A 19621-nucleotide genomic window follows, 5' to 3' on the forward strand; every position below is an offset into this window, starting at 1 on the left:
TAACGCCAATCCGAGTTATAGGTGTGGCTTCTCAAGGAGGCCTGCGCCCATGCGTTCACTCATTCTCGCCGCGCTCGCGCTGACGCCGGCGCTGTCAGGCTGTATTGCCACAAAGATCGTGACCGTGCCGGTCAGCCTTGCGGGCGACGCGCTGGAGGCAACGGGCAAGGGCGTGATGTTTGTGGGCGGCACGGCTGTCCGCGTCACCGGGGATGCGCTCGATGGTCCCGACGACATGGTCCGCCTCGAGATCACCTACAAGAAGGGCAAGGGCACGCGCACTGAAACGCGCGAGGTGAAAGCCAAATATGTCGAGCGCGAGATCAGGAAGATGAGCAGGAAGGGCAAGGTGGTCGATGTGTCGGTCGAGCCTCTGAACTGACACCCCGCTGAGGCTGACCACCCCCGACACGTTTGCACGCATCGGGGGTGATGCCTGGCTGGTCCAGCGCCGGGGGCGGGAAGCGGCCCGCTTATCCGGCGGCCGAAATCAGCGAGACTTTGGCTTTGGGAAGTTTACCCTCAGGCCAGCCGGCCCAAAGCTCAGCTTCCTGCGTTTTGGCTTTCTCGACCGCGGCTTCTTTCACATGCCCGAAACCGCGGATTTCGTCAGGCACCCTGGCAATCTCCACAGCCAGGGCATGGTTTGCCGCGGTGAGCTCCGAAGCAATGCGGCTCATATTGGCAAGGTAGGTGTCGCGCAGCCCGCGCTCCATCTTGCGCTCCCCGGTATAGCCGAAGAGGTCGAGTTTCGTACCGCGCAGGCCTTTGAGCTTTGCCAGGATGCGGAAGCCGGTCCACATCCATGCGCCGAAATGCTTTTTCTCAAGATGGCCATTGGCGTCCTTCCTGGAGATGATCGGCGGCGCGAGCCAGAAGCGCAGTTTCCCGCCCTTGAACTGGCTGGCCAGCTGCTCGGCAAACTTACCGTTCGTATAAAGACGGGCGACTTCATACTCGTCCTTGTAGGCCATCAGCTTGTAGGCATAGGTGGCAACGGTGCGGGTAAGATTTTCCCCCAGGCCAGCTGTCTCTTCAGCAGCTCGCACCTGCGCGACAAGCGCTCTATACTGGCCGGCATAGTCCCCATTCTGATAGGCGGTGAGGCGTTCTGTCCGGTCTGCAACCAGATCGTCCAGTGTCTTGGCCTCGACATGTCCACGCGGGTCATGCTGGGCAGCCAGGCGCTCGGGCGCGGCGGCCGCAATACGGCCAATGTTGAAGGCCGCCATGTTGTCGTCGACCTTCGTGCCGTTAAGCCGAATGGCGCGGTAGAGGCCCCGCAGCGTCACGGGCACTTTGCCCTTCTGCCAGGAATATCCCACCATGATCATGTTGGTGTAGATCGCGTCATGCAGATACCCGACGGCGAGCGCCTCGGCGTCAAAAGCGCCGAAGTCAGCTGCCTGGCGCTTGACCCGCGAGGCCAGAAGGTCGCTCTCAAAGCGCTTGGACCGGTTGCGGATGAATTCCGATGTCGGCGTCACGTCCGAATTGGCATAGGCCGCCGTTCGTTTGGGATCCATGAGGCTGAGGGCATCGCCCCCTGCGGCCACAACGAGATCGCAGCCGATGATGAGGTCCGCGCTGGCAGGCGGGACGCGGCCGGTCGAAATCATTTCCGGCTCGCGCGCAAACCGCACATGGCTGAGCACGGGGCCGCCCTTTTGGGCAAGGCCGGTCATGTCCAGCGTGCAGGCGGCGTTGCCATCAACATGCGCCGCCATCGCCAGAACGGCGGCAACCGTGGTCACGCCAGTGCCCCCCACGCCCGTGAACAGGACGTTCCAGGGTTGGGCAAGGCTTGGCGTTTCGGGAAAGGGCAGGCCGTCGGCATCGAATATCTGACGCGGCTGGTCTTCCCAGGCCGCCTCGCCGTCCTGAATGGTCACGAAGCTCGGGCAGAACCCCTTCACGCAGGAAAGGTCTGTGTTGCAGGTCGACTGGTTGATCCGGCGCTTGCGGCCAAGTTCGGTTTCCACCGGCTCGACGGAGAGGCAGTTGGATTTCAGGGAGCAGTCGCCGCAGCCTTCGCAGACTTCGGTATTGATGATCGTGCGGACGCGGTCCGGGGTGATCATGCCGCGTTTGGAGCGCCGGCGTTTTTCGGTCGCGCACATCTGGTCATAGATAATGACGGAGACGCCGGGCGTCTGACGCAGCTCCTTCTGCACCTCTTCAAGATCATCGCGGTGAAAGATCTTCACCCCGCGCGGCAGGCCGGTTACGGCGGCATAGCGGGTCGGGTCTTCCGTCACGATACGGATGGTCCCGACGCCTTCGGCTTCCACCTGCCGGGCGATCTGGGCAGGGGTCTGGCCGGATTCAACATGCTGGCCACCCGTCATGGCGACCGCGTCGTTGTAAAGGATCTTGTAGGTCATGCTGGCGCCGCTGGTGACGGCGGCGCGAATGGCGAGGGAGCCGGAATGGGAATAGGTGCCGTCGCCCAGATTGACGAACACATGGGGTTCCTCTGTTGCCCAGTGCTGGCCGACCCAGGCAATGCCTTCGCCGCCCATCTGGCTCGTCATGTCGGTTTTCCGGTCCGGCATGAAATTGGCCATGTAGTGACAGCCGATGCCGGCCAGGGCGCGCGATCCTTCCGGCACGTTCGTGGAGGTGTTGTGCGGGCAGCCCGAACAGAAGTGAGGCGAGCGCACGGTCGGGGAGGCGTTGGTACGCGCAGCTTCGCCGGCGCTGCCAACCCGGTCGAAATAGGCTTCGGCGCGGCCAGTGTCCCATCCGGCGGGAAGGGTGCGCATCAGCGCATGGGCAATTTCCGGGATGCTGAGCGAGGCGATGTCTGACAGCAGCGGTTTGCCTTCGGCGTCAAACTTGCCTTCGATGACAGGGCGCCGGCTTTCGGGAAGATCATACAGCGCCGCTTTGAGCTGGCTCTCGATCAATGGCCGTTTGTGCTCGATCACGACGACGCGCTCGAGGCCGGCGCAGAACTCGCGGACCCCTTCTGGTTCCAGCGGCCAGGGCATGGCCACCTTGTAGATGCTCAGGCCGAGGCGGCCGGCTTCTTCCGGTGTGAGGCCTATGGCGGCGAGCGCCTCGAAGACATCCCGAGCGGCCTGCCCCGTGACGATGACGCCGATGCGGGGCCTGGGAGACGGCAGGATGATGTGATCCAGCCGGTTGGCCCGCACATAGGCCTGCGCGGCCGGAAGCTTGATCTGGCGGAGGCGGGCTTCCTTGTTCAGGGGGATGTCGCCCCGGCGCATGTGAACGCCTGCCTCGGGCAGCGGGAAGCCTGGCTTCTGGATTGCCAGGCGCGCCAGCGTGACGTCCACCACGGATCCGGAGTCCATCGTATCGGCGAGGGCCGTGAGGGCGACCCAGGCGCCGGAGAAACGGCTCATTTCCCAGCCATGGATGCCGTAATCGAGCACGTCCTGGATCGAGGCCGGGTTGAGGACCGGAATTTCGGCATCCATCATCGCAAAATCGGACTGGGACGGGAGCGTGGAGGATTTGCAGTTGTGGTCATCGCCGACGACCGCAAGGACGCCGCCGAGGGCGGATGTGCCTGCTGCGTTGGCGTGTTTGAAGACGTCGCCGGTGCGGTCAACGCCGGGGGCCTTGCCGTACCAGATGCCGAACAGACCATCGAATCTGGCGCCGGGGAACAGGCCGAGCTGCTGGGAGCCCCAGACGGCGGTGGCGCCGAGATCCTCGTTCAGGCCCTCCCAGAATTTCACATCATGGGAATCAAGCAGTTTCTGGACGGCGCGCAGTTGCTGGTCATACCCGCCGAGGGGGGAGCCGCGATAACCGGAGATGAAACCTCCGGTATTGTGGCCTGCAGCGCGGTCGAGGCGCTTGCGATCGAGGGGAAGGCGGACAAGGGCCTGAATGCCCGTCATATAGGCCTTGCCCTCGACAAGCTCGTATTTGTCGTCCAGCGTAACTTCACGATGTTTCATGGCAGACGCGCACTCCGGGTGTCTGCGGCACATTATTGGGAAAATCGAACGAAATTGCTTGCCTATCTTGCAAGAATTTTGCTATTTCCGGGCATAATCTTCTATCGATTAAGAGGTTTCCGGTAAATTGTCCCAAGAGCTTGATACCATTGATGCACGCATCCTGGACCTGATTCAGCATGATGCGAGCCTGTCCGTTGCAGAGATTGCCGAACGGGTGGGACTTTCTTCTTCACCCTGCTGGCGGCGTATCAAGCGGATGGAGGAGGCCGGTTTCATTCTCGGCCGGGTGACCCTGATCAACAATCATGCGCTCGGATTGAACTTTGAAGTGATCGCGAGTGTGAAACTGGCTTTGCCGAGCAAGGAAAATCTCGAGGCTTTTGAATCGCTGGTCCAGAACTGGCCGGAAGTGGTCGAATGTATGACGGTCACCGGTGCTGTAGACTATTCCATGCATATCGTAACAACGGACATGCATGCCTATGACAATTTCCTGCGCGACAAACTCCTTGGTTCCAAACTGGTTTCTGACGTTCAGTCGCGGATTGTCATCCGCGTTGCGAAAAAAACCACGGCCCTTCCGCTCGGCCTTGTGCGCCAGACGACCAAGTCCAGCGACTAGCCCGGGGGCGGTTTTTGCGGTCATTCTGGCGTCAGTCCTGATGACAGGCCCGGCCCATAGCGAGCCAGATCCGGCCAGATCGGGCCATTTGCGGACACTTCTGGACACTGCGCGGACCGAACACGGCCTTGTTGGTCTCGGCGCCGTCATCGCGACATCTGAGGACGGGATCGTCGCCCTTGCCGTAACCGGAGACCGGGTGCAGGGCGGGGACCCGGTTGAGGAGAACGACGCCTGGCATATTGGGTCAAATACAAAGATGCTGACTGCGCTGACCTGGGCCCGTCTGGTGGAGTCAGGATCGGCCCGCTGGGGCATGACCCTGGATGAGATATTCGAGGGGGAAGACCTCCACCCCGGCTGGCGCGATGTGACGATCGAGGATCTGCTCAGCCACCGGTCGGGCGCCGCGCCCAATCCGGGCATGGGCTGGACGCTTGGCGCTATGATGAGCAGGGCCCCGGCCCAGGCACAAAGGGCGAAACTTGTATCGGCCACCCTTGGCAAGGCGCCCGCCGGAAAACGCGGGACATTCACCTACTCCAATCTTGGCTATATTCTCGCCGGCCGGGCGATCGAGGTGCAGGCGGACCGTGCCGGCAATAGCGGCCCGCAGACGTATGAGGAGCTGGTAGGGGCGCTCGTGATCGCCAGAGCGCCTGAAGGCGCCGGGCAGGGCTTCGGGTTCGGGCCGCCTGAATCCGGCATTCAGGGCCACAGGAAGGGGATGTTCGGCGGGCTCAGGCCGGCCGGCACCGGGGCAGAGGCCGATAATCCTTCAGCCTTTGCTTCGGCGGGCACGGCCCATATCAGCCTGAAGGGACAGGCGCGTCTGCTGCTGTCCTTCCTGGAAGGGCCCGGCGCATTGCCGCCTGCGATGCGCCGGAAACTCATGACGCCCTATCCCGATGCGGGGGCTGACTATGCCCTCGGCTGGGGCATAGGCCGGGATGCAGAGGGCGGCACGCTCTACCTGCATGCCGGCTCCAACACGATGTGGCTTTCCCAGGTGGTTCTGGCGCCGGAGCCGGGCGCCGTGATCATCATCAACACCAACCAGACCGGCCCGGGGGCTGACGCGGCTATCCGTGAACTGACGGGAACGCTGCTGGACTGGGCGAAGGATGATTTCCGCTAGAGACGCTCGACATGCGTGACATGCCCGTCCGAGCGCAGCAGGCGGGCATCCTCTCCCTCTGGCCATACCCGCATGTAGGTAATGAAGTCGTTTGGGTCTATGCCGGTCTGATCTGGCCCCTGGAAGAAAGCGGCCGGTTCGTAACACACCCATGCGAGCGGGCGTTCCCAGGTGGCATCTGCGCCGGCTTCCTCGATCATTGCGGTGAGCGCCCGGCGCGTTTCTGCAGGCGGATATTGCAGGAAGACCGAATGATAGATCACGGTCGGGCCATCTTCCGGCCGCGCCGCGAGCCTGGCTTTGAGCCAGTCTGCGGCGTCCGCCTTGTCGACGCGCACACGTGTGCGCCGGGCCAGGGCAATGGCCGCCTCCAGCCGCGCGAGGCGATCGGGCTGGTCTGGCCAGACATAGGATTTGAGGCGCCGCGCCGCAGACGGCTTTGACAGGCTGATAGGGCTCTGGTCACAGGCAGCGCGGCTCGAGACGTTGAACGACATATCCATATGATCCGGAGGCGGACCACTCCATTCCGTACCGATTGTCACGTCACTGTTGCCGGTAAGTTCCCAGCGGGCGGTCTGGTAGTTGAACCTGTCCCAGTTCTGATTGAGCCCGGCGCTCGCCCCAAGCTCCAGAATGTGCATCGGCCCTGGAAACAGGCTCGCCACTTTGAGGAAGCCCGGAAGCAGCGCTATGGCGCGGCGGGTTTCATTGGTTTGTGGCGGCGATTTGATGAAGATCTTTGCGGCCCGTTCGTGCCGGGCAAGCCAGTCGCGTGCGACGGGCCAGACCGCGTCCATGGTCCAGCCGGGATTGGCCGCGGGATAGACAGCTGCCAGTTCCGGTGCCTTGCCGCCGAGGACGGCATAGTGAAGGTAACCGGCCACGCGCAGGGACAGCGCGTCGCGTCTTGGATTGCCTGCCCAGCTCCGGAGGAGGCGCCAGACCGGGCCGCCGGCTTCGATATCGCCGGCCATGGTATGGCAAAGTGCTTCCATGAAGGGCGATCCCAGGGCGGCACAGAACCCGGCCTGCTCGCGGAAATGCACAAGGATCTCGTCTCTGGATGCGGCCGCCATGCGGTTGTGCCCCTTAGCTCACACACGACCGATAGAGGCATGCCGTCCGGCCTGATAGCCGGAATTTAGGGCGGCGCAGACGATTTTCGGGGTCAACCTCAATCCCGCCCGATGCAGGGACAGGGGCGGCCCATATCCGTTGAAAGACGAGGCGCGGGTGCAGCGTTCGCAGATCAGGTCGACCGCGCAATCCCTGGCATACCTTGCCCCGTCCGGGAGTTCTGCCGGGTCAATTGTTTCCCGCGCCGCCCTGCCGGCGAGCACCTCCTGGACCTCGCCCGCGCAGAGGGCATCGACATCTCCGACAGACGCGCCGTGTGAGCGGAGACCGGCCCGGCGCCGGCTCACCTTCTGGCGATCCTTCAGTGTCCGGTCTTCCCGGTGACAACAGCCGCCCCGGTTTCCCATGAAGCCGCCCCGTTCGGGCGCAGCGTGCGCCAGCCCGAACGGGTCAGCCCTGTTCCGGAGCGGCATGGCGGAAGGATCAGACCCGCTCAACTGCCATGGCGATGCCTTCGCCGCCGCCGATGCAGAGAGAGGCCACACCTTTATTGACACCGCGATCTTCCATCGCTGCCAGCAGGGTGATGAGCACGCGGGCACCCGACGCCCCGATCGGGTGGCCCATGGCGCAGGCGCCGCCGTTCACGTTCAGCTTGTCATGGGCGATGCCGAGCTCTTTCATCGCGATCATCGGAACCACCGCGAAGGCTTCGTTGACTTCCCAGAGGTCGACATCCTCGGCTTTCCAGCCAGCTTTCTTGAGGGTCTTCTGGATTGCCGGGACCGGCGCCGTGGTGAAATAGGCAGGTTCGTGAGCGTGGCTCGAGGTCGAGACGATCCTGGCGATCGGGGTGAGGCCGCGCGTCCTGGCTTCGGACTCGCGCATCAGCACAAGGGCCGCGGCGCCGTCGGAAATGGCCGATGCGTTGGCGGCGGTGACCGTGCCGTCCTTGTTGAAGGCGGGCTTCAGGGTCGGGATCTTGTCCGGCATCGCTTCACGGGGCAGCTGGTCGGTGTCGATCACGGTTTCGCCCTTGCGGGTCTTGACGGTGACCGGCGCGATCTCGCGCTTGAACTTGCCGTTCTTGGTGGCGTCCTGCGCGCGCTTGAGGGTTTCGAGGGCATAGGCGTCCTGCTGTTCGCGCGTGAACTGGTATTCGCGGGCGATCATGTCGGCAAAGTTGCCCATGGGGCCGCCTTCATAGGCGTCTTCGAGGCCATCGGTGGCCATATGGTCGCGCGCGGTGGCGGCGCCGTATTTGTGGCCCTGGCGGAGGGTGACGAGGTGGGGGGCGTTGGTCATGGATTCCATGCCGCCGGCGACGATGACGGTGGCTTCGCCCGCGAGCAGGGCGTTGCGGCCCATGACGACGGCTTCCATGCCCGAACCGCACATCTTGTTGATGGTGGTGGCTTCGGTCTTCTTGTCGAGGCCGGCCTTGATGGCGGCCTGGCGGGCCGGGGCCTGGCCCTGGCCGGCGGGCAGGCAGTTGCCCATGATGATCTCGTCGACTTCGGCGGCGCCGAGCCTGGCTTCGGCGGTGGCGGCTTTGACCACATGCGCGCCGAGCTCATTGGCCGAGAAGCTCGCAAGTTCACCGAGCAGGCCGCCCATGGGCGTGCGGGCCATACCGACGATGACGACCGGATCTTTCTCTGACATGGGACGGTTTCCTTCCTGATTTGGGTTTCTTGTGCGGCGCGGGAGAATAGGCGCCGGACATGCCGCTTCGTCAAGACCAGGAGGTGGCGCCGGGGGCGGTCAGATGCCGAGGGCGGCCTCGATATCGGCGGCCAGGGCGCTGTCGCCGGGCTTGACGGAGGAGGGGTAGGCTTTGAGCGGGACGCCGTCGGCGCTGACCAGGATCTTGTGGAAGTTCCATTTGGGTAGGGCGGGGTCGCCAAGGGCGTTGACGGCAGACTTGTAGAAGGGGTGCTGGGCCTCGCCTGTGACGGCGTATTTCTTCGTCAGGGGGAAGGTGACGCCGTAATTGATCTCGCAGAAGGACTTCACGTCTTCTTCGGTGCCGGGCTCCTGTCCGCCAAAATCATTGGAGGGGACACCGACGATGACGAGGCCGTCGGCCCTGTTGGCGTCGTAGAGTTTCTGGAGGCCGGCATACTGGGGCGTGTATCCGCAGCGTGAGGCGGTGTTTACCACCAGGATGGCCTTCGCGCCGAGGGCGGTGAGGTCGAGCGGCTGGCCGGTGATGCTGGTGAACTCGGTGGCAGACATGGCGGCGGGCTCCTGGGCGGCCGGAAGGGAGGCCGGGGCCCCTTGGGGCTGGCCCGCTGTCGCCTCGGCGCAGGCGGGCAGGACCGCCATGGCGGAAAGGGCAAGGAGTGCAAGGCGCATGGGGGCTGTCTCCTGTGGGCCGGCGATAAATAACTATAGTCCGGAGAACGGAGGCGTCATCCCTGCGAAATATGAAATGCTTGTGAGATTGCGCGTGTGCCGGCTTGTATCAGATCAGCTTGAGGCCGATTTCAGAGCCCTTATGCCAGACGACCTCGGCGCGCCCGCCAATGCCCACAGAGCGGGCGTTCACGGTCAGGAAACGGGGCACGGCTTCGTTCGTCGGGAAACGGATGCGCAGGCCGGCCTCGGTATAGTCGAGGACGATGCCCTTGAGGGTGTAGCCGGATTCGAACGTCACCGTGGCTTCTCGGTATACCTGCGCCCGGACGGGACGCGCGAAGTCCTCACCGGTCTGGCACGCGGCAACGCGCTCAACGCGTGACGGATTAACCGTCCCGGCTTTGTTCGTGCCAAAAATGCGTGTCAGAATGGTCATGCCCTGCCAGGAGCAAGAAATGTGCCGTCAAAGCGCGTCCTTGCGGGCATTTACGACATGTGCGGTGAAAACGAGGTTGACCGGACGCCTTCAAGTCTTCCGGTCAACCATAGTTTCTACAGCAGAGTCAGCCTGTTACCAGATGCGGACACGCTCTTCCGGCGGCAGGTAGAGGGCATCCGTCTCGGTGACATCAAAGGCTGTATACCACTCGTCCAGATTGCGCACGATACCGTTGATCCGGTATTGCGGCGGCGAGTGAGGCCCCGTCTTCAGCTGCTGGCGGAGCGCTTCCTCGCGGTAGTTCGAGCGCCAGATCTGTGCCCAGCCGAGGAAGAAACGCTGGTCGCCGGTAAAGCCGTCGATCACCGGTGCCTGCTCGTCTTCACTGACGACACCGTCGCCATTGGTGTCGAGGCTGAGCTGGTAGGCCCGGTAGGCCATCGACAGACCGCCGAGATCGCCGATGTTTTCCCCAAGGCCGAGGCGTCCGTTGACGCAGGTGGTGCCATCATCCAGCGGGCAATAGCTGTCATACTGGGCCACAAGCGCGTCGCCGAGCTCGCGGAAGGCGGCCTGGTCTTCTTCCGTCCACCAGTTGGCAAGGGCGCCGGTGGCGTCGAACTTGGCGCCCTGGTCGTCGAAGCCATGGCCCATTTCGTGGCCGATGACCCCGCCGATGGCGCCGTAGTTCACAGCCGGATCGGCCGAAAGGTTGAAGAAGGGCGGCTGCAGGATGGCGGCCGGGAACACGATCTCGTTAAAGCTCGGATTGTAGTAGGCATTGACCGTCTGTGAGGTCATGAACCATCTGGACTTGTCGACGGTTGTTCCGAGGTCGGAGAGGTTGTCCTCGAGCGACCATTTTCCGGCGGCCATCGTATTGTCGAGGGCGTTTGTCCCGACCACGAGGGTGTCATAGGTCTCGAACTTTTCCGGATACCCGATCTTCGGGTTGAAGCTGTCGAGCTTTTCCACGGCCTTGACCTTGGTCGTGTCGCTCATCCAGGTGAGCTCTGCGAGATTTGCGGCCATGGCCGTGCGAAGGTTGGCGACGAGATCATCCATCGCGGCCTTGTTCTCGGGCGGGAAGTAACGCTCGACGAAGACTTTGCCGATCGCCTCTCCCATGACGCCCTCGGTCGCGGACACAGCGCGCTTCCAGCGTTCGCGTTGCTGGGGCTGGCCGTTCAGCGTGGTACCGAAGAAGGCAAAGACTTCGCGGTCGATCTCGTCGGGCAGGACAGCAGAATGATCGATCAGGAAATGAGCCTTGAGATAGGCTTTCCAGGTGTCGAGCGGCGTCTGGCTGGCGACCTCGAACATTGCCGGGAAGCCGCCGCCGAGTTTGGCGGCATCTTCTTCGGAGATACCGGCAGACGCCAGTTCTTCTGCTGTCGGAGGAATTTGAGCGACCAGGAAGCTTGCCTGATCGGCGACACCGATTGTCTCGAGCGCAACAGAGACCGGGAAGTCTCCGGCGAGCGCATAGAACTCTTCGCGTGTCAGCTTGTTGTAGGTGATTTCAGGGTTGCGGGAGAGGGTGCGGTCCCAATGGGTCTTGGCCATTTCCGTCTCGAGCGCCATCACATCTGCAGCGGCGGCGGCCGGGTCGGCGTAGCCTGCCTTGCCGAGCAGGGCGGTCAGAAGCGCAACATATTTGGCACGCTGTTCGACCGATTTCTCATCTTCCTTCAGATAATAATCGCGGTCGGGCAGACCGAGGCCGCTGAGACCCATCTGGAAGATGTAGGTTTCCGGGTCCTTGTCATCGACAAAGACGAAGCCGCTGATCGGTGAGGAGAAGCCAACCGTGGCGGTCAGGCGCGTGACGTCTTCAAGGCTGGCGAGGGCATCGATCTGATCGAAGTAGGGTTTGACCGGTTCAAGACCTGCCGCGTTGATGGCATCAATATCCAGGAAGGCTGCGTAGTAGGCGCCGATCTTGCCTTCGGGCGTATCGATTGAGGGCTCCTGCCTGGCGAGGTCCTCGATGATGAGGCGGACACGCTGCTCGGACTTTTCACGCAACAGGTCGAAATTGCCATAGCGGGAGCGGTCAGCCGGGATTTCGATGGTCTCGATCCAGGTGCCGTTCACATATGTGTTGAAGTCCTCACCCGGGCGGACATCCTGCTTGAATGTACCCAGATCAATGCCCCACTCGCCCCATGTATCGGGTGCAGACAGAAGCAGGCCTTCGGCATTGGGATATTTCTTCTGCCTGGCTTCGGGCCCGGTTGGCGCTGCCGGTGTTTCCGCGGCCGCGGCAAGCTCTGTTGCAGGGGGCGCTTCAGGCGCCGTTGCACAGGCTGTGGTAAGCGCGATCACTGCCGCGCCCAGGAGCAAATGTTTCATTATTGCGGTCCTCCGACTTTTTGCAAAACTGGCGGTGGCCGGAAGGGACCGGCCATCGGGTGGCTGATTATTCCGCTTCTGGGCATGCCCGGCTATTCTGCCGGTTGGGGCGTCCCCTTGGGGTCTGCGCGACTTGTACCCATCAGCGCTTCTTCATCAAGGGTAACCTGTCCGCTGTAGCCCTCGCCGATCTGGCGATAAGGCTTGCCGCCCCAGGTCCAGCGGAAGATGCGGCCCACTTCCACGCCCACGGCGTAAAGCGCCGGCACCATGAGGAGGGAGACGAACAGGGCAAAAGCCACGGCGTATCCCAGTGACACGATCATCGGCTGAAGGAATTGTGCCTGGACGGAGCGTTCTGCCATCAGCGGCAGGATGCCGACAAAGGTCGTGACGGAGGTCAGCAGGACTGGGCGGAAGCGCGATACGCCCCCGTCCACAAGCGCCTGGACAGCGCCTGCGCCTTCTTCCCGCCTTCGGTTCACATAGTCGATCAGCACGAGGTTGTCGTTGATCACGACGCCGGCCGCCGCCGCAATGCCGAAGAAGGCAAACATCGCCATTGGCACACCGCTGATCGCAAGGCCGAAGATCGCCCCGCAATAGGCGAATGGCAGGGCCATCATCAGCAGCAGGGGCTGGGAATAGGAGCGGAACGCCACGGCGAGGAGCATGTACATGGCGCCAACACCGATGAGCAACAGCCGGCTGATTTCGGAGAAGAAGCGCTGCTCTTGCTCAAACCCGCCGGCCTCGCCGCGGATAACGTCCGGGAATTGCTGACGGAATGACGGCCAGAAATCTTCTTCCATGGCGCCCATGATCCGCCCGCGGCCTCCTTCACCCAGGATTTCCGCAGACACGGTGACCGACCGCATGCGGTTGCGCCGGATGATGCGGTTGATGCCGGGGGCAAACTCGAACTCTGCAACCTGGGTGATGGGAATCTCGCGGCCGTCTGGCGTGCGCACGCGCAGCGTCTCCAGGCTGTCGAGATCTTCGCGTGCCGATTCCGGGAAGCGGACCATGACGCGGACATCCTCCCCGTCACGCGGATTGCGCTGGGCTTCGATGCCAAAATAGGCCTGCGCCACCTGGCTGGAGACATCGCTCAGCGAAATGCCGAGCGTTTCTGCGCCGGGCTTGAGCGTGACCCGGATTTCCTCGGCTGAGGAGGAGAGGTTGTCGGAGATGTCATAGGCTTCCGAATAGGTCGCCAGATGGGTCTTCAGGAAATCGGCGGCTGCGCGAAGACGGTCAAGATCGGGATGGCTCAGCGCAAACTGCAGGCCAGTATCGGCCTCGTTGAAAGTGAAGGAGAAGTTGATGGATTCAGCATCCTGGATCGGGCCGGTCTTTTCACGGAGCTTTTCTGCAATCTCCTTGGAACGGACGGTTTCGGGACGTTCTTCAGGTGGAATGAGCCCGATAAAGGCCTGCACCTGGCCCCCGGAGGCAATAATGGACGCGTCCCGGATAAGGCCGCCTTCAACCTCCGGATACGCCTTTCCCAGCTCCTGCTTCGCGGTCTCGACACCGTTCTGCAGCTGGTCGCGCACCTGGAGCAGGCGCTCATAGGGCGTGCCGTCGGGCATTTCGATCGAGACCTGGATCAGGTCTGCTTCGATCTCCGGCATGAACTGGAAGGGGACAATGCCGGTTGACTGCATCGTTACCGCGATGGCGAACAATGAGAAGAAGAAGGCAACCGTCGCATACCGGAACCGGATCGCCTGTTCGAGCACCGGCTTATACACATGGTTGGCAAACCAGAGCATGCTGTCGGCAATGCGGCGCTGCATTGCCATGAAGCGGCCGGTGCGCCCGCCAAATTCCTGTTTCTTCATGTGAGACAGGTGGTTTGGCAGGATCAGCATGGATTCAATGATCGAGAAGGTCAGCGCGGCGACAACCACGAAACTGATCTGCTGGGTAAACATCCGCGTCGGGCCGGAGATGAAGGCCCAGGGCAGGAAGGCAATGATGGTCGTCAGGACGCCGAAGATCACCGGCTTCATCACCAGCTGCGTGCCGATGATGGCCGCGTCAAGCCCTTCGCGGCGTCCGCTTTCCACTTCCCTGTGTATGTTCTCGCCCACAACGATGGCGTCATCCACGATCACCCCGATCACGAGGAGTACGGCGAAGGTGGAGAGAATGTTCCAGGAGACGCCGAGCAGGGGCATCAGCAGCACGGCGCCGGCAAAGGCGGTCACGATGCCAACGGTAACCCAGAAAGCCACAGTCGGGCGAAGGAAGAGGATCAGCACGAGCATCACCAGAAGGGCACCCTGGAGCGCGGCGGTGGTGATCAGATCCATCCGGGCATTGAAGGTTTCTGAATCGTCCCAGAGGATGTCGATCTTCATGCCTTCGGGCAGGATGCCGCTGGCCGGATCATTGGCGCGCTCGATATAGTCCCGGAAGCCCTGGGCATATTTCGGGATGTCCATCTGGTCGGGCTCGGGCGTCATCACGAAGACGGTGTTGCGGCCGTTGAAGGTCGTGCTCAGCTTGTCGCTGACAAGGCCGTCGATGACATTGGCCACGTCGCTGACGCGGACCGTGCCCTCGCCGCTGGTCTGGCGGATGATGATCTCGCCGAACTGCTCGGCCGAGTCGGCAATGTTGCGCGACATCAGGGAGACGTCGCCCACAGGAGACTCGATGCGCCCACCCGAGGAGTTGAGCGATGTGCCGCGCACGGCGGCGGCCACATCGTTCAGCGACAGGCCAAACCGGCGCAGGGCCTCTTCGGAGACTTCGATACTGACCTGTTCGTCCATCGTACCCTGGAGGACGGCGAGTTCGCCGCCGGGCAGGCGGGCGATGTCGTCGCGCACGCGCTTGCCGATCTGGCGCAGGGTCTTCTGGTCGACATCGCCGTGTACGGCCATGCCCATGAACCAGTTGCGCTGTTCCCAGCGTGTGACCTGCGGGCGAAAGGCCGCCTGCGGAAGGTTGTTGATCTGGTCGACGCGGATCTTGATCTCGTCAAGGAAGACATCCATGTCGATGTCATCCCGGCCGCGGATGTTCACCACGCCCACGCCTTCGCTGGCGACCGAAGTGATGCGGTCAAGGCCGTTGATGCTGGCAACCGACTCTTCGATGCGGGCGACGATCTGCTCTTCGATGTCGCGCGGCGAGGCGCCGTTCCAGGCGACCGACACCGACGCGCCGGTTACCTTCACGACCGGGAACATTTCCCGTTCCATGGCGCTATAGCCGAACACACCGCCGGCAAAGGCGATGAACATCAGAAGGTTTGCGGCAACCGAGTTGCGCGCAAACCAGGCGGCAAGTCCGTTCATTGCGCGCTCCCTTCGCCGCCTTCGGTCGTGCCGGCTTTCGCGATGGCTTCGGTTTCTGCTGCGGGTTTCTTCTGCTCGCCGTGGACCTTGACGGTACCATCTGGCAGGCGCTCCAGGACGGTGATGCTCATGCCGTCAAATGCGGCCTGGATCGGGCTGGTCACGGCAAGCTCGCCGGGCTCGACGCCGGAGCGGAGGTAGGCGCCGTCGCGGTCGGAGTAGGCGACGTCGACGGTTCGGATCGAGAGCTTGCCGCTCCTGGGGTCGCCGATGAACAGCCGGTCGTCACCGCGCAGGGACGCGCGCGGAGCGATCATGACATTGCCGATCGTCTCGCCCTGGATACGGGCATTGACGAAGAGGCCCGGCGCCATCGGCGCGCCATCATCGGCGCCTGCGCCAAAGGGGTCCTTCAGTTCGGCAAAGACATTGATCTGCCGGGTCTGGGAATTGATGGCGGCGCCGGTGCGGACGATCTCGCCGACCCATATGCGCGGCTTGCCGCCAACCGTCGCATTGAACTCGACCCTGGGGCCGGGCTGCTCGGGGGAGGCGGAGAAGGCGATCGGCAGGCCGAGCTGGCCGAGGTCGGCATCCTTGAGGGGCAGGGCAACTTCCACGACATCGGTGGCGAAGATGTTGCCGAGCGACTGGCCGGGGGAGACGAACTGGCCGATGTCGGTCATCCGGTCGCGCACGCGCCCGTCAAACGGCGCGATCACGGCCGTCCGGTTGAGGCTGAGTTCGGCTTCGGCAAGCTGCGCCTTGGCGGCGTCCAGAGCGGCGCGGGCTTCGGCAAGCTGTGGCTCGCGGCGGGCAAGCGGGGAAGCGTCTGTCAGGCCGAGATCATCGAGGTCCTTCTGGGCAAGCTGGGCTTCGGCGACCTCGCGGGCAAGCCCCTGCTCGGCGCTGGCGACAACCGATCTGGCGCGCACGACGGCGAGCTCATAGTCGGCCGGCTCGACGCGGACGAGCACCTGGCCGCGCGTGATGAAACCGCCATCGACAAAGTCGGGCGACACATAGGTGACGCGGCCGGAGATCTGCGGCGCAACCATGATCTCGCGCTTGGGGCGCACTTCGCCCTGCGCTTCAACCGTGATTGTCAGGGACCCTGTCTGGACCTGTTCGGCAAAGACATTGAGGCCGACGCGCGGCTCGTCATTCTTCTCAGGCTCCGGCTTCATGGCCGAGACGGCAATGACGCCCCCGATCCCCAGAACCACAAGGATCAGGATGGGTGCGATGATGGCGATGAGGCGTCCCATGGCGGTTATCTCCTGCCGCTTTGGGCGGCGTCAGTGTCAAACAGGTCTTCCTCGGCTGCTGGTTCCATGACCGGAACGCCGCCGCCGAGGGCGAGATGGTAGTTGATGCGATTGCGGGCGCGGTCAGCCCGGGCGGTTACCAGCTGGCTTTCGGCTGTCAGCCGACGCGTCTGCGCATCGATCAGGTTAAAGACGTTGACGGTGCCTTCAGAATAATAGCGCTCGGCGATCTCTTCGGCAAACCGGGCCTCTTCCATGGCGCGTCCCTGCGCTTCTTCCTGCTGGGCAATGAGGATGTCTGCGGTCAGTGCATTCTCCACTTCCCGCCATGCATCGAGCGCGGCGCCGGCATAGTTGGCGACGGCGACTTCCGCCTGCGCGATGGCTGCCAGGCGCTGGGCGTCCAGACGGCCACCTGTGAAGACAGGCTGAACCAGACTGCCGATCAGGCGCGCCGCGATCAGCGACGGATCCAGCGCGTCGGACAGGTCGCTCTGGCTGGTACCGGCCGAGCCGGTCAGGCTGAGGCCGGGCAAGAGGGCGAGACGGGCTTCCTCGGCCCGCAGGCCAGCGCCCACGACGCGGGCTTCCAGCGCGGCGATGTCAGGTCGGCGCGACAGCAGCAGCGCGGGATTTGCGACCACGTCCATTGGCGGCAGTTCCGGAATGAGCGCGGGCGCGGCAATTTCTGCCGAGGGATAGCGCCCGAGCAGGACTTCAAGCCGCCGGGCCGCTTCGGTCGAGAACTGCCGGCGGGCAGCAATCGAGGCTTCAGCCTGGGCAAGCGCGCTGCGCGCCGTGCGCAATTCCAGCGGCCCGTAAATACCCGCGCGCACGCGCGGTTCGGTCAGGTCAACGACCCTCTGGCGGGCTTCATAGGTGAGAACCGCGATGCGTTCCTGGGCAAGCGCCTCATTGAGGCTGACCCAGGCAGATGCGGTCTGCGCCGCAACAGAGAGTTCCGAAGCGGCCAGGTCAGCGGCAGTGGCGGCATAGTCGGCGTCCGCCTGCGCGATCGCGTTGGAAATCCTGCCCCAGAGGTCGAACTCCCAGCTTGCGTCGAAACCGAGGCCATAGACCTCGCCATTGATGCGGTCATCGCCCCCGCCCGGGAGGGCGACGCCCGTTGAGGTTCCGCCAAAAGTAGCGGCCGCTGACAGGGAGGGCCAGCGCTGGCCCCTTGCGCTGCGCGAGAGGGCCACCGCGGCGCGAAGGCTGGCGGCGCGGGCTTCCAGCGTCGGGTTGGCGCTGAGCGCTTCAGAGACAAGGCCGTTCATGACCGGGTCGTTGAACTGGTCGAGCCAATTGCCCGGCCCGGCAACCCCGTCCACCCCGCGGGCGGCCCATTGGGCGGGCGCATCCGGCGCCGTGGCGAACAGGGCGTCCCGGTCGGTCGTCAGGCGTTCGACGCCGTGGGGCGAGGTTGCACACGCCGCAAGCATGGCGGTGCTCATCAGGAGAAGAGAATTTTTCATGCTGTATCCGGCGCTCCGGGCTGCCTTGAGGGTTCCGATACGCCTGTCCTTGTCGAGCGTCAATGAGAAATTATCGAATTTCAATAACTTTTCATACTTCCTGGATCACGCGATCCCATCCGATGGCAGGTCAGCTAGTATTGGCATGACGCCGGGGGCGCGCTAGCCGCTAGTCAGGTGACCGGGAACGCGTTCCGGAACAGGCGAGCAGCATTATGAGCGATGGATCTGAAACAGAGAGTTTACACCCGCCCCGGCAATCGATGACGCGCCGGACCCGGGATTTCGCGGTTCTGGTGCTGACAACGGGCACGGTCATGCTGGCGCTGGCCTTTACCGGGTCTCTGGGGCTGATCGAAGCGCTTACGGCGATGTTTGTCATCGGATCGATTGCGGCGGCCTATTATGTCGGCTCGGCGGCCATGCAGGTGCCGACCGCGCCCGTCCCCTCCGTCGAGATGTCGGGAAACGATCAGGTTCCCATCGCCGATCTGCTGTCTGCGTTGCCGCTTCCTGCATTTGAAGTCTGCCAGGACCAGCAGCGGATCATTGCCTACAACCAACCGGCAGCGGCGTTCCTGCGTCTTGGCCAGCGCCGCTCGGCGCCGCCCAGGGCCAGCGTGATCATCCGCGCCCCGGCCTTGCTCACCGCCATCGAAACCTGTTTCAACGCCGGAGCACAGGGGGCGGCCGAGATCGAGATGGAGATCGGCCCGGAAGAACAGTGGCGGGCGCATATCCGGCCCATCCGCAGCAGTGGCAACCTGCTCGTGGTGCTCGAAGACCTGACGCCGGTGAAGCGCGCGGCGCGTGCCCGCGCAGATTTCCTGGCCAATGCCAGCCATGAGTTGCGCACGCCCCTGACGGCGATCTCGGGCTTCATAGAAACCATGCGCGGGCCGGCGCGGGAGGACAAGGACTCCTGGGACCGGTTTCTCGGGATCATGGCCGGGGAGACCGAGCGGATGAGCCGCCTCATCGCCGACCTCTTGTCACTCTCCCGGATCGAAAGCGCCGAACATGTTCAGCCGACATCGCGGGAATATTTCAGCGACATCGTCCTGAATTCCGTCGATGCCCTGCAGCCGCTGGCCGGCGAGAAGGGCGTTGAACTCGTTTTTGACGAGCCTGCCTTCCTGCCGCCGGTGACGGCAAACCGGGACGAGCTCATTCAGGTCGTTGAAAACCTCGTCTCAAACGCGATTAAGTATTCCAGGGGCGGCCACACGATCACGATCCGCTGCGGGGTCGCGCCAGATGGCTTTGCCGCCAGGACAGAAGCCGCGCAGGTCTGGCCCGAGAGCGAGCGGATGACCCTGCTGCAGACGTCCAACCGCTCTGCCATCCATGATCCGACGGTGTGGATGCGGGTCGAGGATCAGGGCCCCGGTATCGAGCGGGAACATCTGCCAAGGCTGGGAGAGCGGTTTTACCGGGCCGATCAGAGCCGGGGCGGGAAGATCACCGGCACGGGCCTTGGCCTGGCCATCGTCAAACATATCATGGCCCACCATCGCGGTGGTTTCGCGGTTGAAACGGTGATGGGGCAGGGAAGCGCCTTTGGCGTGTGGCTGCCCGCTGCCCGCGAGATCTAGGGCTCCGGAACGGTAAAGCCCCCGGGGCGGGGGGCA

The 19621-nt window shown here is 63.5% G+C and carries 14 protein-coding genes; 4 read left to right on the top strand and 10 right to left on the bottom strand.

Features of this window, described 5'->3' with window-relative positions; genetic code table 11:
* Positions 1-49: 49 nt before the first annotated feature.
* Positions 50-382 (top strand): DUF6726 family protein, encoded by a 333-nt coding sequence (locus tag KG722_RS06180; RefSeq protein WP_213270788.1) that lies wholly within the window; start codon positions 50-52, stop codon positions 380-382.
* A gap of 91 nt (positions 383-473) precedes the next feature.
* Here the strand turns inward: KG722_RS06180 and KG722_RS06185 are convergent, their stop codons facing one another.
* Complete coding sequence (locus KG722_RS06185) at positions 474-3935, bottom strand: indolepyruvate ferredoxin oxidoreductase family protein (RefSeq protein ID WP_213270790.1); 3462 nt, start codon at positions 3933-3935, stop codon at positions 474-476.
* A 127-nt stretch (positions 3936-4062) separates the two neighbouring features.
* Here KG722_RS06185 and KG722_RS06190 point away from each other — a divergent pair, with 127 nt between their 5' ends.
* Positions 4063-4560: an Lrp/AsnC family transcriptional regulator gene (locus tag KG722_RS06190; RefSeq protein ID WP_213270792.1), complete on the top strand. Its 498-nt coding sequence runs from the start codon at positions 4063-4065 to the stop codon at positions 4558-4560.
* Between the two features lie 40 nt (positions 4561-4600).
* Complete coding sequence (locus KG722_RS06195; protein WP_213270794.1) at positions 4601-5698, top strand: serine hydrolase domain-containing protein; 1098 nt, start codon at positions 4601-4603, stop codon at positions 5696-5698.
* Here KG722_RS06195 and KG722_RS06200 read toward each other — a convergent pair.
* The 9 genes from KG722_RS06200 to KG722_RS06240 form a co-directional block, all read right to left on the bottom strand.
* Positions 5695-6777, bottom strand: coding sequence for a DUF2332 domain-containing protein (locus KG722_RS06200; protein WP_213270796.1), 1083 nt, complete (start codon positions 6775-6777; stop codon positions 5695-5697). The genes KG722_RS06195 and KG722_RS06200 overlap by 4 nt on opposite strands.
* Positions 6778-6795: 18 nt before the next feature.
* Positions 6796-7251: a hypothetical protein gene (locus tag KG722_RS06205; protein ID WP_213270798.1), complete on the bottom strand. Its 456-nt coding sequence runs from the start codon at positions 7249-7251 to the stop codon at positions 6796-6798.
* A 10-nt stretch (positions 7252-7261) separates the two neighbouring features.
* Entirely contained in the window at positions 7262-8443 is a 1182-nt protein-coding gene (locus KG722_RS06210; protein ID WP_213270800.1) for a thiolase family protein, read from the bottom strand.
* 99 nt (positions 8444-8542) lie between these two features.
* A complete protein-coding gene (locus tag KG722_RS06215) occupies positions 8543-9136 on the bottom strand; it encodes a glutathione peroxidase (protein WP_213270802.1) in 594 nt (197 codons plus the stop codon).
* Between the two features lie 109 nt (positions 9137-9245).
* Positions 9246-9575 (bottom strand): hypothetical protein, encoded by a 330-nt coding sequence (locus tag KG722_RS06220; RefSeq protein ID WP_213270804.1) that lies wholly within the window; start codon positions 9573-9575, stop codon positions 9246-9248.
* Between the two features lie 135 nt (positions 9576-9710).
* Positions 9711-11933 carry a M13 family metallopeptidase gene (locus KG722_RS06225; protein ID WP_213270806.1) on the bottom strand — a complete coding sequence of 741 codons (2223 nt, stop codon included), beginning with the start codon at positions 11931-11933 and terminating at the stop codon, positions 9711-9713.
* A gap of 92 nt (positions 11934-12025) precedes the next feature.
* Complete coding sequence (locus KG722_RS06230) at positions 12026-15247, bottom strand: efflux RND transporter permease subunit (RefSeq protein ID WP_213270808.1); 3222 nt, start codon at positions 15245-15247, stop codon at positions 12026-12028.
* A complete protein-coding gene (locus KG722_RS06235) occupies positions 15244-16515 on the bottom strand; it encodes an efflux RND transporter periplasmic adaptor subunit (protein WP_213270810.1) in 1272 nt (423 codons plus the stop codon). Before KG722_RS06235 ends, KG722_RS06230 begins: the two co-directional genes overlap by 4 nt.
* Positions 16516-16520: 5 nt before the next feature.
* Positions 16521-17990, bottom strand: coding sequence for an efflux transporter outer membrane subunit (locus KG722_RS06240; protein WP_213270812.1), 1470 nt, complete (start codon positions 17988-17990; stop codon positions 16521-16523).
* A gap of 215 nt (positions 17991-18205) precedes the next feature.
* Between KG722_RS06240 and KG722_RS06245 the strand changes: the two genes are divergently transcribed.
* The gene (locus KG722_RS06245) at positions 18206-19585 is read left to right on the top strand and encodes an ATP-binding protein (protein WP_213270814.1); all 1380 of its coding nucleotides are present in this window, start codon (positions 18206-18208) and stop codon (positions 19583-19585) included.
* Positions 19586-19621: the final 36 nt, after the last annotated feature.

The sequence above is a fragment of the Hyphomonas sp. genome (assembly GCF_018402285.1).
Taxonomy (GTDB): domain Bacteria; phylum Pseudomonadota; class Alphaproteobacteria; order Caulobacterales; family Hyphomonadaceae; genus Hyphomonas.